The following is a 14,403-nucleotide window of genomic DNA, read 5'->3' as shown; positions in this document are numbered from 1 at the left end:
AATGCGTTATATTGTTATAGGAGGATCCGGATTTATTGGGAAGCATTTATCTGAAAAGCTTTTGTCCCTGGGAGAGGAAGTAATAGCTATTGGCAGAAGAGCGCAGGATGATTTTATCCGGCATAAGCATTACTCTTATATGCAGGGCGATTCCAATGATACCACATTCCTGGAAAATATTATACAGGCTAACGATACAGTGATTTACCTCGCCTATAATTCAATCCCTAAAACCTCTTTTGAAAATCCTATCAAAGACATTCAGGAGAATCTGCCCCTGGCCATCTCCATTTTTTCTGTTTTGATCAGGAAGAACATCAGGAAGCTTATTTACATTTCTTCCGGTGGTACCATTTATGGAAAGGTTAAACACACTACCCCTATAAAAGAATCCGAAGAAACACATCCCATTTCTCCCTATGGTATCACTAAACTGGCCATAGAGAAGTATGCTAATTTCTATTCGGAAATGTATAAACTCCCTACCAGCATCGTAAGGCCCTCCAACCCATTCGGAGAATTACAGGAGCCTTTCAGGGGCCAGGGATTTATAGCAACGGCCATCGGGGCTATTATGAACGAAGTACCCCTGGATATCTATGGATTGAATGGAACTGTTAGGGATTATATTTATATTGACGACCTCGTAAGCGGTATCCTCTGTGTAATAGAAAAAGACAGGAACGTAAATCATATCTATAACATCGGGTCCGGCATAGGGAAATCTAATTTTGATGTCATTGACACCATCAGAAAGATCTCCGGGAATGAACATGAAACCGTGGAGAAAATGAAAATAAACATACTCCCCGCACGCGACTTTGACGTGCCTTATAATGTGCTGGACTGCTCAAAAATAGAAGCCCTCGGCTGGAAGCCGGCCATCTCTTTTGAAACAGGCGTAGAGCGGATCTGGGAATGGCATAAAACTCATTATAAAAAGAAACCTTAATGACACACATCGTATATATCATATCTACCTTGCAACGATCAGGACCCGTAAATATCCTGTTCAACCTGGTAAAATACCTCGATAAAAATACACACCGGGTAACTATCCTTACTTTATCAGCAGAAGGAGCCGGTTCCCGTAAGCAGGATTTCCTGGACCTGGATCTGAAAGTGATCACACTCGATGCCCGGCACCAGATCCTCTCCGGAAAAATGATCTCCACCTTGAAGAAAACAGTGCAGGAGCTCTCCCCGGACATCATACATACCAACGGTTTCAGAGCAGATATCCTGGCAGGGTTCTTTCTCAAAGGATATAAAAAAGTAACCTCCCTGCAAAACTATCCCTACTTTGATTACGCCATGACGTACGGGAAGCTGAAAGGAGGGGCTATGGCAGCTTTAACTACCCTGTCTTTAAAACGGTTCGATCAGCCCGTTACCTGCTCCAATGCAGTAGCCGTTAAAATGAAGGAAAAAGGATTGAAGCATATCTCCGTTATCAATAATGGAATAGACCTCCAGTACTTTATTCCCCCCACTCAGCAGGAGATCACACAAGCCAAGATCAGCCTGGGCGTACAGGATTATAAGACCGTGTTTTGTTTCATAGGTACACTCACCGATCGCAAACTGCCACAGGTAACCATAGAAGCCTTCTTGAAATTACAGAACAAAGACGTCTGCCTGATCATGGTAGGAAATGGTGACCTCAAAGAAGAATGTGAAAGGATAGCAGGGAATGCTGCCAATATCCGCTTTGTGGGAAAAGTGTCCGATACCAAACCTTATCTCAACGCCAGCGAATTTTATATCGCCACCTCAAAAGCAGAAGGATTACCCACCTCTGTGCTGGAATCCCTGGCACTCGGCGTACCCGTGATCCTCTCTGATATTGAACCGCACAAAGAGATCCTTGCGTTTAACCAAACAGCCGGTTTATTAGCCCCGGTGTATAACATAAACGAAACATACAATTGCCTGCGCAACATCCTTACCAAAGAAAAAGAGGAGATGAGGCAGGCAGGTGTTAATATCGTGAAGGATCATTTAAGTGCTTCAAAAATGGCATCATCATACGCTGCAGTATATGCCAGCCTGCAAACACATTAATCAGAAATAGGCATATATTTGCAAAATGCTTTGAAAGCAGCAACTTTCATTAACAATACAAGAAAAAATAAACTAATGAAAAAGGCCCTCATTACTGGAATAACTGGACAAGATGGAGCTTATTTGTCTGACTTATTGTTGTCGAAAAACTATGAGGTCCACGGGATAAAAAGAAGAAGTTCCTTATTCAATACCAGCCGTATTGATCACATATATCAGGATCCCCATGAAAAGAATGTAAGGTTTAAGCTCCATTATGGGGACTTAACAGATTCCACCAATCTGATCCGGATCATTCAGGAAGTACAGCCGGACGAAATATACAACCTCGGGGCCATGAGCCACGTGCAGGTAAGCTTTGAAGCACCTGAATATACCGCAGACGCTGATGGCATCGGTACCCTCCGGATCCTGGAAGCGGTTCGCTTATTGGGCTTAACCAAAAAAACAAAGATCTATCAGGCATCCACTTCGGAATTATACGGTCTCGTACAGGAAGTGCCACAGTCAGAAAGAACACCTTTTTATCCAAGGTCGCCATATGCAGTTGCAAAAATGTATGCGTTCTGGATCACCGTTAACTACAGGGAAGCTTATGATATGTTTGCCTGCAATGGTATCCTCTTTAACCACGAAAGTCCCCTCCGCGGCGAAACCTTTGTGACCCGCAAGATCACCCGCGCCACTGCAAAGATCGCACTGGGCTTGCAGGATAAACTCTACATGGGTAATCTCGATGCAAAAAGGGACTGGGGCCATGCCAAAGATTATGTAGAGGCCATGTGGCGTATCCTGCAGCAGGAAAAACCAGAAGATTTTGTGATCGCAACCGGCATTACCACTACCGTAAGGGATTTCATCCTGATGGCCTTCAGGGAATTAGGCATTGAACTGGAATTTAAAGGTGCAGGGATAGAAGAAAAAGGATACGTGAAAAGCTGCAGCAATCCTGATTATCAACTGGAAACAGGCAAAGAAATAGTATCCATCGATCCCCGTTATTTCAGACCAACAGAAGTTGAACTGCTGATAGGAGATCCTACCAAAGCTAAGACCAAACTGGGATGGGAACCTCAATATGATCTGCCCGCACTCGTAAAAGAAATGGTTGCAGCAGACGTAGACCACTTCCAAAGAGAAAAATTATTGAAGGACGCAGGATACAAAGTATTAAACCAGTTTGAATAGATCATCATGCAAATTCAGGATAAAATCTACATAGCCGGCCATCGCGGCATGGTAGGGTCAGCTATCAAACGCAGACTGGAAAAAGCTGGCTTTAATAATTTCGTCACCCGTACTTCCGAAGAACTGGACCTCCGTAATCAGGACGCTACAAAAGATTTCTTCGAAAAGGAAAAACCCGATTATGTTTTCCTGGCAGCGGCCAAAGTGGGCGGTATTATGGCCAATAATACCTTCCGCGGAGAATTTATTTATGAGAACCTCATGATCCAGAACAACGTTATTCATCATTCCTACCTGAATGGTGTTAAAAAACTCATGTTTCTCGGATCTTCCTGCATATACCCAAAGTTCGCTCCTCAGCCCATGAAAGAAGAATACCTTCTCACCGGTCTGCTGGAATCTACCAATGAACCTTATGCGATAGCAAAAATCGCCGGCATTAAACTTTGTGATGCCTACCGCGCACAATATGGCTGTAACTTCATTTCTGTAATGCCTACCAACTTATATGGCCCGAACGATAATTATGATCTGAATAATTCACATGTGCTCCCTGCTTTACTAAGGAAGATCCATGAAGCAAAGGTCAATAATCATCCGGAAGTAGTAGTATGGGGAACAGGCACCCCTAAACGTGAATTCCTGCATGCAGATGATATGGCAGACGCCTGTTTCTCACTTATGCAGAATTATAACGAAAGCGGATTGATCAATATAGGAGTAGGCCATGATCTCAGTATCAGCGACCTCGCTCATATGATACAAGACATTGTAGGTTATACCGGAAAACTTTCCTTCGACACCACAAAATCCGATGGTACGCCACGTAAATTAATGGATATTTCCAAGCTGCATTCCTTTGGCTGGAAAGCATCCATAGAATTGAAAGAAGGCATCACACAAGTATACCAGGATATACAAAAACATAACTGGGCCAGGTAAGATTGATTACTTTATTAGAAGTAAAAAAACAGAGAAAATTATGATGGAAGATTTTAGGTTTTCCGTATTAATTCCAGTTTACATCAAAGAGGATATCGTTTTTTTTAAAGAAGCAATTGAAAGCATCCTTCATCAGACATTACTTCCGGATGAAATAGTGATTGTTGAAGACGGCCCCCTCTCTGATGAAATGTATACCTTATTGTCAAAGTATAAAAACGATCACCCATTATTATTTCAACGGGTAGTGTTACCCGTTAATATGGGAATGGGTAAAGCAATGAATGAAGGTTTAAATCATTGCAGATACAAGTGGGTGGCAAGAATGGACTCCGATGATATTGCCCGGCCTTACAGGTTTGAAAAACAGATCAATTATTTAAAAAACCATCCTGAAGTTGATGCCTTAGGAGCTTTGATCGAAGAATTTAAAGCCGTTCCCGGGGATCTTGGCCTTATCAGGCAGTTACCCGAAAAACATGACGAGATAACCGTTTATTGCAGGAACAGAAGCCCGGTTAACCACATGACCATCGTTTATAAAAAAGAGTGTGCGCAGCTCGCCGGAGGATACTGGGATAAAAAAATACTGGAAGATTATAACCTCTGGTATCAAATGATAAAACGGGGCTATAAATTCGCCAATCTCCAGGAGGTACTCATGGATGCAAGAGTGGGGAACAATATGATCGGGAGAAGACACGGGATAGGTTATTTAAAAGCCGAATATGGATTCTTCCGGCAAATGAAAGCAGACAACTTTATTACCAGCGCTGTATTCATCAGGAATATAATGTACAGGATCTTTTTAAGAACGATGCCGAAAAGGGTTTTACAGCTCATCTATTTTCGCTTTTTACGGGAAAGAAAAAGTGTGTAGGTGATCAGCAATTTACAGCTATGCCGGTTTCACCGGCCAGGTTAGTCCCTCTAAGGCACAATTTTTGCCATTCCATCACCAAACTATCTTGAATGAAGCAATTCATCCTAATATCCACTGCCCTGCTGCTTTCCATTTCCTCATTAGCCCAGGAAAAATTACCAGTGATTGCCCCTTATCACGCTCAGAACATAAGGGAACTATATCTCGACTCTGTTAATCATCATACAGCACTAAAAACTATCCTGCATGAGGACACCAGCAGCATGTACACACAGCAGGATACCACCAAACGCAGCTGGTTCTACCGCAAGCTCTTCAAGGAACACCTGTTTGAATTCCGTCAGCCGGAATACAATGTGTTCATCGATTTCCTGCCGGATTTCCAGATAGGAAAAAGCAACAGGGATAAAACTCCCTGGCTCAATACACGGGGCGCAAGGATACAGGCCAATATCGGCAGGAACTTCTATTTCGAAACTTCATTCTACGAAAACCAGGGCGTATTCCCGGTTTACCTGGATAGCTTTGTTGCAAAAAGAAGAGTAATTCCCGGACAGGGAGAAATAAAGTACAACGATCAGATCGGGAAAAGTTATGATTTCTCTTATGTAAACGCACTCTTATCTTATACGCCTAACAAATATCTTAACCTTACACTGGGTTACGGTAACAACTCCATCGGAGATGGCTACCGGTCATTGATCTTGTCAGACATTGGTTTCAGTTATCCTTACCTGAAACTAACCGGCACATTAGGGCAATTTCAATACACTTCCATGTGGGCACAGTTCATGGACCTTTCAGATAAATCATTTGGACAAGCTTACGAAGATCTGGGATATAATAAGAAATGGGGCGTATTCCATTATCTCGACTGGAACGCCTCCAAAAAACTGACCATCGGTTTATTCGACGCAGTGATCTGGCCCGATACGGATTCATCCGGTAAGAAAAGAGGGTTCGACTGGTCATACATGAACCCCATTATCTTCCTCCGTCCCGCAGAATATTCCGCAGGCTCTTCAGATAATGCATTAGTGGGGATGACGGTGAAATACAAACTCTTTCCCAAAACCACCATTTACGGACAGTTGATGCTGGATGAATTCAAACTGAAAGAAATGACCAGCGGGAAAGGATGGTGGGGAAATAAATGGTCCACACAAGTAGGATTCCGTTCTTTCGATCTGTTTAAAGTTCCCAAACTGGATCTTCAGGGTGAATTGAATATCGTGCGGCCTTATACTTACTCCTTCCGTAATGGCCAGGGAAATTATGCACACTATAATCAATCCCTCGCACATCCAATGGGCGCCAATTTCAAAGAAGTGCTGGGCATTGCGTCCTATACTTACAAACGCTGGTATGTGAGAGGGCAGTTAACATATGCGCAATACGGCCTTGATCCGGTTGCAGCAGAAAGTTATGGGCAGGATATTTTTAAAAGTTACGAGAACCGCTTGCAGGATTATGATAATAAGACAGGGCAGGGCATTAAAACAGATTTCCTTTATGGACAGGGCACCGTGGCCTTTGTGCTCAATCCAAAATATAACCTCCGGCTGGAACTTTCAGCAGCAGGCAGGCAGGAAACAAATGAGCTGAAAACGAAGCGAGAATTCATCTTCTCATTCGGACTCCGAAGTTCTTTCCGCCAGCTATATTATGATTTTTAATCACTTCTCATACGAATAGTCCATAGTGGGTAAGTAACAACAGTAGTTCTTCCGCCAAAAATCACACGAATGTATGGTGTAACACTTACATCAAAATAGCGTAAATTAGTAGTATCGAGGGATTTTTAAACTTATACACTATGGCGGGGCTAATTCCACATTTCGCATCAATGATCATTCTGATCATAACCTGTCTCACTATTTCGAAGGTTATGAGAAAAGTTGAAAACGTGAACTGATCAAATTATTTAGCGTCAATGCACGCTATCCTTTTTTAAGCGCAAATGCGCTGTACTTAATCCGGCATGAGATATACACTATGCCTTCTTTGCGCCAGAGCGCTGTACCTGACAAATAAAAACGCCTTCCATCACTGGTAGGCGTTTTTATTTTTGTATACCGGCTTGCTCGCTCATCTTAAAAAACAAACCCCTCCCGATGGAAGAAGCAAATACCTTAAAAAAATACCCCCCTCTCTGCCCCGCTTCCTCCCAGCCTTAAAAAAACAAACGCCCCCCGATGTCATGGAAGGCGTTTTATCTTTCGGAAATAAGGGGATACCATACATGGATAAAGGCCGTGCCTTAAAGGGGGCAAATTCATGGAATGAAGTGCATCCTCCTTGCTTTCGCGGCCTATCAATATCACAGGAAGCATACACGCAATCTGCATTACGTTTCAGCTTATATATATAGTATGAAAATTGTGGATATTCAAAATAAGGTTCACCTTTGCAGCTCAATCATCAAGTATTCATAGCGTACGGTCTGTCCTGATATTTTCCTTTATGAATATACGAAAAAATAATTGAAAAAACCCATTTTTCACAAAACGGGTTAACTTCGCACCATGCATTATGTAACGGTGGAAGGGTTGACCAAATCTTACGGTATCACCCCCCTTTTCGAGAATATCTCTTTTCATATAGAAGAAGGTGATAAAATAGCCCTGGTGGCCCTAAATGGCACAGGCAAGTCTACTCTCCTCAGGATCCTTTCAGGTAAAGAAACGTATGACGATGGTAAAGTATGGATCCATAAAGGTGTTACAGTTGTTATGCTGGAACAAACCCATAATTTCAATCTGGACAAATCCATCCTCGAAAATATCTTCGATCACTCACATCCCATCCTCAACGCCATCAAGGAATACGAACTCCTCACAGACGATGACGCAGAACCAGATATGGATGCCCTCACAGATGCCATCACCAAAATGGACGATCTCAACGCCTGGCATTTCGACGCCAAAGTGAAACAGATCCTCGGCAGACTCAATATCCATCACTTAGATCAACCCGTAGGCAAACTCTCCGGAGGTCAGCAAAAAAGGGTATCTCTTGCCAAAGTGCTGATAGACATAGGTTTTGAACACCAGCACACCCTCCTGGTGATGGATGAGCCCACCAACCATCTGGACGTTAGCATGATCGAATGGCTGGAAAACTACCTGGACCAGGAAAAAGTGACCCTCCTCCTCGTAACCCACGACCGGTATTTCCTCGACAACGTATGTAACGAGATCCTGGAACTGGATAACAGTATCCTCTATACTTATAAAGGAGACTACGCCAATTATCTGGAAAAGAAAGCCGCCCGCGAGGAAATGGACAAAGCCAGTACAGAAAAAGCAAGAAATACTTACCGCAAGGAACTGGAATGGATGCGCAAGCAACCAAAAGCCCGTACCACCAAATCCAAATCCCGCCAGGACGCATTTTACGAAGTACAGGAAAGAGCCGCCAAACGCATCGAACAGCAACAGCTGGAACTCAATGTAAAAATGACCCGCCTGGGCGGCAAGATCCTCGAACTCAAAAAAGTGAACAAAGCCTTCGGCGATCTCCACATCCTCAAAGGTTTCGATTATACTTTTAAGAAAGGAGAACGCATTGGCGTGGTAGGAAAGAACGGTGTAGGCAAATCCACTTTCCTCAATATGTTATTAGGCACAGAACAAGCCGATTCCGGAAAGATCAATATCGGAGAAACTGTAGTATTTGGAAATTACAACCAGTCCGGCCTTGCTATTAAAGAAGATATGCGCATCATAGAGTTCGTAAAGAACATCGCAGAAAACTTCCCGCTGGCAGATGGCACAAAAGTAAGCGCTTCCAAGTTCCTCGAATTATTCCTCTTCCCTCCGGAAAAACAATACACTTATATTTCCAAGTTAAGCGGTGGTGAAAAACGCCGCTTGCACTTGCTGTCCATACTTTTCCGCAATCCCAACTTCCTGGTGCTCGATGAACCCACGAACGATCTGGATCTGCCCACGCTGACCATCCTGGAAGATTTCCTGCAAAACTACCAGGGCTGTATCATCATCGTGAGCCACGACCGGTATTTCATGGACAAACTCGTAGATCACCTCTTCGTTTTTGAAGGAGAGGGCGTGGTGCGTGATTTCCCCGGCAACTATTCCCAATACCGCGAATGGGAAAGAGACCAGGAAAAGATCAAATCCATCGAACCACCTAAACCAGCTGCAGTGGCTGTTCCGGCATCAGTAGCACCAACTACGGCAGCAGCACCATCAACCCCGGCCCGCAAACTTTCTTTCAAAGAAAAGCACGAGCTGGAAACCCTGGATAAAGAAATTGCCGCTTTAGAAAAGGAAAAAGCCGCCCTGGACACAAAACTCGCAGACGGTAGCATCCCTTATGCTGAAATAGAAAAAGCCTCCCTCCGCATCGGCGAAGTCATTCGCTTATTAGATGAAAAAGGCATGCGCTGGCTGGAACTAAGTGAGTAATAAATAAAGTATAGTTGCCCCATTCAAACCACAAGTGGTTTGAATGGGGTGATGTTTTTTTAAGAATAGCTAAACCATACGCCAGCTTAAACACCACCAGCCCTTCAAAAAGAAGAAGCCTCCCTCAAAAAGCAGCCCATTCACTCAAAAAACCACCCCTCACAAAAGAAGAAACCTCTCCCTAAAAAAACGCCCTTTCCGTCAAAAAGAATTCCCCTTCCAAAAGAAGAAGCCTCCTTCCTGGAAAAGCCCGCCTCTTCAAAAAACACCTCTCCCAAAAAAACACCCCTCTCCCAAAAAAGAAAAAAACCACCGCCCTTTGCTGCGCGGCAAACTCCCAGCCCCCAACTAATCCAAATTTTATTAGCTTTAAGAGATAAACCCGACCTTACTATATGAACCAAAATCAACGTTTCCTCTCCCTGGACGTTTTCCGGGGCCTCACCGTAGCCGGCATGATCCTGGTAAACAATCCCGGCAGCTGGAGTTACGTACTACCACCTTTAGAACACGCCAAATGGCACGGCTGCACCCCAACAGACTTAGTCTTCCCTTTCTTCCTCTTCGCCGTAGGCAACGCCATGAGCTTTGCCATGAAGAAGTTTGAAACCATGAGCAACGCAGCCGTACTGGGAAAAATATTCAAACGCACCGCCTTAATTTTCATCATAGGCGTTTTACTAAGCTGGTTCCCTTTCATCAGATATGATGCAGACGGAAACGTAGTATTCAAAACAATAGAAAAACTCCGCATTTTCGGCGTACTTCAAAGAATAGCATTATGCTATGGCATCGCCGCATTATTAATACACTACCTAAAACCAAAAGGCGCCCTGATAGCCACGATCATTATATTATTCGCCTATTGGTGGATCATGTGGTTCTACGGAGGAGCAGACCCATACAGTATGAATGACCACATAGGTCTCGCCATAGATAAACTGATCATAGGAGAAGACCACATGTATAAAGGAGAAGGCGTCCCCTTTGAACCAGAAGGACTTTTAAGCACCCTCCCGGCCATAGGAAACGTAGTATTCGGTTATTTAATAGGAAGGTTCATCCAGCAAAAAGGAAAGAACTACGAAATGCTCTACAAGTTATTAGCAACGGGCGTAATTCTAATGGTACTCGGTTTATTATGGGGTACCGTATTCCCTATCAACAAAAAGATCTGGACCAGCTCTTATACATTATACACCGTAGGCATCGCCACAATAATACTAGCCGGATTGATCCATTTAATAGAACTAAAAGGATGGAAGAAAGGCACTTATTTCTTCGAAGTCTTCGGCAAAAACCCGCTGTTCATTTATGTAATGTCTGGCGTATTAGTAAGAGTATACGGCCTCATCATCATAGGAGACCAAAACTTCTACGGCTGGCTTTACACCACCATCTTCCAAAGCACCTTAGGAAATTACGGCGGCTCTGTAGCCTTCGCTATATTCCATGTATTACTATTCTGGCTCTTAGGATTATGGATGGATCGCAAAAAGATCTACATCAGGGTATAAAAAACGAAAAGGGCCTCAGCACTAACTGAGGCCCTTTTTAATAGATTCCTTATCTTGACATAGGCTCAAGGTAGGCTTGACATAGGCTCAAACTTTAATCCTCCCTCGGCCCGGAACCATCAGCCATTCTCACAATCTTAGGATAAAACGACCCCACCACATCCACAAGCGAAGTCTGCGCCGCCATCACCGCAAAAATATCCTTATAAGCCCCTGGCGCCTCATCCAATCCTCCACCGATCAATTTAACCTTCTGCTCCCCCAAAAGCTTACTCAATCCGGAAGCAGTAAAAGACTGTGTAGCTTTAGACCGGCTCATTTGCCTCCCGGCACCATGAGCCGCAGAATCCAAAGAAGCAGCAGCCCCACGCCCCCGGACAATAAACCCCGGCGCCGTCATAGACCCCGGAATTACTCCAAGTACACCAGCCCCTGCAGGCGTAGCTCCTTTCCGATGCACGATCAATTCTTCACCGTTATGCGTTTCTTTCCATGCAAAGTTGTGATGATTCTCCACCCGGCCAAGTAACTCAGCCCCAACCGCTTTGATCAACCGTTGATGGATATGATGATGACAAGCAGCAGCATAATCACCTGCCAGGTTCATCGCCATCCAATATTCCGCTCCTTCAGAAGAAGACAGTTCCAACCACGCAAGATGCTGCACTTCCCGCGGTAAAACACAAACTTCCCGGGCTACTTTAGTATAATGCCCCGCAATTTGTGCCCCCAATCCTCTGGAACCAGAGTGAGACAATAACCCCAAATAAAGTCCCGGCATCACCCCGGGAAGATCATTCACTTCAACGATCCCCCATTCCACAAAGTGGTTCCCGGAACCAGAGGTGCTCAATTGTGCCGCCGCTTTCGCATGCAAATGCTTCAACAGCCCGATCTCAGAGAACGCAGGGTGGGAAAGCACTTCATCCTCTAAAGAAGACTTCCACGTAGCCCCCGCACCAAACACCGTCCCTGCAATCAACTCCCGTTTAAAAACAGAAGCATTCTTTTCCAGTTGTGCAGCAGGAATATCCAGTATGCTCAAACACATCCGGCAACCAATATCCACGCCCACACCATAAGGTATCACAGCTCCTCTAACAGCCAATACGCCGCCAATAGGTAATCCATACCCCTGATGCGCATCCGGCATCAAAGCCCCTGCGGCAGTAACCGGCAATCGCATCGCATAATCCATCTGGCGGATAGCTCCGTCCTCTATGAATTCCTTTCCATACACCGCATAATCCATCGGTGAAGCCAACAATGCAATCTCTGAAGACTCCACCACGATCAGCTTCTCTGCAATCCGCGAGAGTTGTTCATCTCCGCTGAATGCCTCCGGGTCCTGCAGGACTTTTTCCAGCAATGCCAGTGCATCAGCAGAAGAATGATGTTTATAATATTGTTCCATCACGGTGATCGCTACAGAGATCACCGGCCCTTCCGGGTATCCTATCTTACGAAGTTCTTTACCGCTTAATTTTAATTTAGCCATTGTTGTATACTTACAATAGAGCAGGCTGTTGCTTAACAACCTGCTCTTATAATGAGTGCCCGGTGCTCATTTAAGAGCAGCCTCCCCTCATCAAAAATTCCTATAATTGAACAGCCGCCCTAAAAGCGATCTGTTCGTTTTTCTTTTCAAATGCCTGGCCACGCCGGCACGCAATTTTATCTCACGGCTCCTGCGTTTCAGTTTGAATTGCAGCATGAATAAAGTGAGTGCTTCCACCAGTTCCATGTTGTCAGGGCCATGCAGGATCTCTGCATTAGCGCTGCCCAGTTCAACCAGTACAGTTTCCTTCATCACAACGATAATAAGGGAACGGTGGATATAGATCTCGTCTATCTTATCAGCAAAAGCCGTTTTGATTTCGGTAGCCGCTTTCTGGTGATCAACGGGAGAGATAGCGCTAACATTGGCCAGGGTACCAAAGCAATCGTAATAGAATGTTTTGCTATCAAAGTAGCAGGTATCTGTTAGATTCGCGTTGATAAGTATGTTGTATAAGTTCTTGTTTTCCATTTTGTGGAATGCGTTTATTCGTTAAAACGCAGGGTCCGTTTTTCCGGCTAAAGGGATCTGCATCTTTATAAATGCAGATTCCTTGCCAAAGTTTCTCCTACGTCTGATCTTTTTTTCTTTTCCTGATCTTTCCTTTACCAGTAGGCCTTGTATGTGCCAATAGTGCCAGCAATAATTTGCTGCCCTGATCATCATACTGACCATCAAACCTGATATTATAGTTCAGGGATAATGCCGCTAAGCGGCTCAATCTTTCGTCTTTATGTTTAGACCTCATTGTATTAGTTTTAAAATTGAATAAAAACAAAAAGCCCTCGCTAAAAGCGAGGGCCAAGGGTTGACTCTTACCTTTTTGCGTAATTACATGTCAGATCATCACAGCGCTTTCTTCGTATTGTTCGCGCAACTCCTGCATTTGTGCCTGATGTCTTTCAATATGTTTTGTAAGGAAATAGATATATTGATAGATATCCAGTTTGCCCAGATTATTGACTGTCATCATCGTATTCACCAATCTGCCTTCACCGTTCTTGAGTAAGCTCAGGTTGTACATGCCTTGTGCAAACTGTTGCTTCAGTACCGCTCTCACTTCATCCATGTCTTTGGTGCCTGTAGGCTCCAGGTGAGCAGGATTTACCCAACCAAAGGATTTGCTGCTCACAATCTCGATCTGACGGAATTTTTCCTCATAATCATGCGGCGGCATTATGATCAGCCCATCCAGCTTGCGGTCCAGCGCTCTCCGGGTACTTTTATTGATAGTGAGTAACAGGAAATAGTTGGTAAGACTAATGTGTTCCAATACTTCACGGATACTCCATGAATCTTGCGAGGGTTTATACTGCAATAGCGCTTCATCCTCTTTGAACCAACGGTCCAGTTCCCGGAAGTTGTTTATCAGGGCCTCTCTTACGAATTGTACAACGTTTCTCATACCTCTTGTTTTTGGGGCACTCGCCTTTTCAGACGCTTACCATGTTTATATATAGATGTTCATTTTAGTCAATTTCCATACCACATTAAAAAAGCCCGGTGCGCTTTGCAGCGGACCGGGCCATTATATAACGTTAAACTTTTCGTTTACATCATAACATACCTATTCCGCCGGGATTGTATCGCATACAATTCCCTTCTGATGCACTACTCTTCTTGCATCGCTCTACAGACAGCTTATTGATAATCAAATCTTTCTCCATCAGCACAAAAAAAAGGGTCCAGCTTTTTCTGCAGGACCCTTGTTATATCTTTTTGATAACTTTTTTACTTGTTAACTTCTAGTTATAAACCAGTCCGCAATCTCCCGTCGCCTGCTTCCACATGCGCTTTGAGACCTTAATATTGTATGTACAA

Annotated in this window: 12 protein-coding genes; 8 read left to right on the top strand and 4 right to left on the bottom strand. The window is 44.1% G+C overall.

All coding sequences use genetic code 11. The features are described 5' to 3' along the window. The first annotated feature begins 1 nt into the window (after position 1). The 8 genes from GFS24_RS17490 to GFS24_RS17455 all read left to right on the top strand — a co-directional run bounded on the left by GFS24_RS17490 (position 2) and on the right by GFS24_RS17455 (position 11,024). A complete protein-coding gene (locus GFS24_RS17490; protein WP_153661502.1) occupies positions 2–952 on the top strand; it encodes an NAD-dependent epimerase/dehydratase family protein in 951 nt (316 codons plus the stop codon). Then, a complete protein-coding gene (locus tag GFS24_RS17485; protein ID WP_153661500.1) occupies positions 952–2,064 on the top strand; it encodes a glycosyltransferase family 4 protein in 1,113 nt (370 codons plus the stop codon). Before GFS24_RS17490 ends, GFS24_RS17485 begins: the two co-directional genes overlap by 1 nt. Before the next feature lie 75 nt (positions 2,065–2,139). Further along, a complete protein-coding gene (gene gmd, locus GFS24_RS17480) occupies positions 2,140–3,252 on the top strand; it encodes a GDP-mannose 4,6-dehydratase (RefSeq protein ID WP_153661498.1) in 1,113 nt (370 codons plus the stop codon). A 6-nt stretch (positions 3,253–3,258) separates the two neighbouring features. Beyond that, on the top strand, positions 3,259–4,194 hold the full coding sequence (locus tag GFS24_RS17475) for a GDP-L-fucose synthase (protein WP_153661496.1): 936 nt from the start codon (positions 3,259–3,261) through the stop codon (positions 4,192–4,194). Positions 4,195–4,234: 40 nt separating this feature from the next. Further along, entirely contained in the window at positions 4,235–5,074 is an 840-nt protein-coding gene (locus tag GFS24_RS17470; protein WP_153661494.1) for a glycosyltransferase, read from the top strand. A gap of 92 nt (positions 5,075–5,166) precedes the next feature. Then, positions 5,167–6,753: a hypothetical protein gene (locus GFS24_RS17465; RefSeq protein WP_153661492.1), complete on the top strand. Its 1,587-nt coding sequence runs from the start codon at positions 5,167–5,169 to the stop codon at positions 6,751–6,753. A gap of 849 nt (positions 6,754–7,602) precedes the next feature. Next, complete coding sequence (locus tag GFS24_RS17460; protein WP_153661490.1) at positions 7,603–9,507, top strand: ABC-F family ATP-binding cassette domain-containing protein; 1,905 nt, start codon at positions 7,603–7,605, stop codon at positions 9,505–9,507. Between the two features lie 395 nt (positions 9,508–9,902). Then, positions 9,903–11,024, top strand: coding sequence for an acyltransferase family protein (locus GFS24_RS17455; protein ID WP_153661488.1), 1,122 nt, complete (start codon positions 9,903–9,905; stop codon positions 11,022–11,024). A 94-nt stretch (positions 11,025–11,118) separates the two neighbouring features. On the opposite strand, the gene GFS24_RS17450 is transcribed toward GFS24_RS17455, so the two are convergent. From GFS24_RS17450 to GFS24_RS17435, 4 genes are all read right to left on the bottom strand, one after another. Next, entirely contained in the window at positions 11,119–12,522 is a 1,404-nt protein-coding gene (locus GFS24_RS17450) for an RtcB family protein (protein WP_153661486.1), read from the bottom strand. 90 nt (positions 12,523–12,612) lie between these two features. Next, the gene (locus tag GFS24_RS17445; protein ID WP_153661484.1) at positions 12,613–13,053 is read right to left on the bottom strand and encodes a hypothetical protein; all 441 of its coding nucleotides are present in this window, start codon (positions 13,051–13,053) and stop codon (positions 12,613–12,615) included. Positions 13,054–13,150: 97 nt separating this feature from the next. After that, the gene (locus GFS24_RS17440) at positions 13,151–13,330 is read right to left on the bottom strand and encodes a hypothetical protein (protein ID WP_153661482.1); all 180 of its coding nucleotides are present in this window, start codon (positions 13,328–13,330) and stop codon (positions 13,151–13,153) included. 90 nt (positions 13,331–13,420) lie between these two features. Then, complete coding sequence (locus tag GFS24_RS17435) at positions 13,421–13,987, bottom strand: DinB family protein (protein WP_153661480.1); 567 nt, start codon at positions 13,985–13,987, stop codon at positions 13,421–13,423. Positions 13,988–14,403: the final 416 nt, after the last annotated feature.

Source organism: Chitinophaga sp. SYP-B3965, assembly GCF_009647655.1.
Classification (GTDB): domain Bacteria; phylum Bacteroidota; class Bacteroidia; order Chitinophagales; family Chitinophagaceae; genus Chitinophaga.
Note: the sequence above shows the minus strand (reverse complement) of the source record. Positions and strands in the feature narration are given on the sequence as shown.

Bases quoted from the DNA above. Each gene is read 5' to 3' on its own strand.
- GFS24_RS17460 (WP_153661490.1), top strand. From the start codon at position 7,603: ATGCATTATGTAACGGTGGAAGGGTTGACCAAATCTTACGGTATCACC.
- GFS24_RS17445 (WP_153661484.1), bottom strand. From the start codon at position 13,053: ATGGAAAACAAGAACTTATACAACATACTTATCAACGCGAATCTAACA.
- GFS24_RS17455 (WP_153661488.1), top strand. From the start codon at position 9,903: ATGAACCAAAATCAACGTTTCCTCTCCCTGGACGTTTTCCGGGGCCTC.
- GFS24_RS17465 (WP_153661492.1), top strand. From the start codon at position 5,167: ATGAAGCAATTCATCCTAATATCCACTGCCCTGCTGCTTTCCATTTCC.
- GFS24_RS17440 (WP_153661482.1), bottom strand. From the start codon at position 13,330: ATGAGGTCTAAACATAAAGACGAAAGATTGAGCCGCTTAGCGGCATTA.
- GFS24_RS17490 (WP_153661502.1), top strand. From the start codon at position 2: ATGCGTTATATTGTTATAGGAGGATCCGGATTTATTGGGAAGCATTTA.
- GFS24_RS17435 (WP_153661480.1), bottom strand. From the start codon at position 13,987: ATGAGAAACGTTGTACAATTCGTAAGAGAGGCCCTGATAAACAACTTC.
- GFS24_RS17450 (WP_153661486.1), bottom strand. From the start codon at position 12,522: ATGGCTAAATTAAAATTAAGCGGTAAAGAACTTCGTAAGATAGGATAC.
- GFS24_RS17470 (WP_153661494.1), top strand. From the start codon at position 4,235: ATGATGGAAGATTTTAGGTTTTCCGTATTAATTCCAGTTTACATCAAA.
- GFS24_RS17475 (WP_153661496.1), top strand. From the start codon at position 3,259: ATGCAAATTCAGGATAAAATCTACATAGCCGGCCATCGCGGCATGGTA.
- gmd (WP_153661498.1), top strand. From the start codon at position 2,140: ATGAAAAAGGCCCTCATTACTGGAATAACTGGACAAGATGGAGCTTAT.
- GFS24_RS17485 (WP_153661500.1), top strand. From the start codon at position 952: ATGACACACATCGTATATATCATATCTACCTTGCAACGATCAGGACCC.